Annotated in this window: 1 protein-coding gene; it reads left to right on the top strand. The window is 68.5% G+C overall.

Features of this window, described 5'->3' with window-relative positions; all coding sequences use genetic code 11:
• The coding region (locus KBX53_RS34790) for a DedA family protein (RefSeq protein ID WP_247676638.1) at positions 1 to 753 on the top strand (753 nt) is incomplete at both ends.

The following is a 753-nucleotide window of genomic DNA, read 5'->3' as shown; positions in this document are numbered from 1 at the left end:
CAGCTGAGAAGACCCGCGCTCTCGTGGAGAGCGTCGCCCTGAACCCGCTCGATCCCAAGGATCTGTTGCAGACCTTCGGGCTGATCGGCGTGTGGGTGATCCTCTTCGCCGAGACCGGCCTGCTGGTGGGCTTCTTCTTCCCGGGTGACTCGCTGCTGTTCCTCGCCGGGGTCGCCTCGTCACCGGTCGCGGACGCGATCTTCGGCGACGGCACCCGCCTCTCCCTTGCCGGCCTGCTGATCGGTGGCCCGATCTGCGCGATCGTCGGCGCCCAGCTGGGGCACTGGCTCGGCGCGCGGTACGGCCGGCCGATGTTCGAACGACCGAACTCGCGGCTCTTCAAGAAGGAGTACGTGGAGAAGGCCGAGTACTACTTCCAGAAGTTCGGCCCGGCTAAGGCGGTGGTGCTGGCGCGCTTCATTCCGATCGTCCGGACGTTCCTCAACCCGGTCGCGGGCGCGCTCGGCATGCCGGCCAAGAAGTTCCTGCTGTGGAACATCGTCGGCGCGGTGCTCTGGGTGGACGGCATCCTGCTGATCGGCTACCTGCTGGCCGAGCAGATCTACCAGGCCATCGGCGACAAGATCGACCACTACATCCTGCCGGTGGTCGCCCTGATCATCCTGATCTCGGTGCTGCCGATCTTCTTCGAGTTCCTTCGCGACCGGCGGGCGGGGTTGCGCGGGGGGGCGGTCGGGTTGGTCGCGGCGGGGGGTGGCGGGGGTGCGGTGGGGGGGGGGGGCGGGGGGGGCG

Origin of the sequence: Micromonospora sp. M51, from assembly GCF_018070305.1 — a bacterium.
Taxonomy (GTDB): Bacteria; Actinomycetota; Actinomycetes; order Mycobacteriales; family Micromonosporaceae; genus Micromonospora; species Micromonospora parva.
The sequence above is the reverse complement of the archived record's forward strand: the minus strand, read 5'-3'. Positions and strand labels throughout refer to the sequence as shown.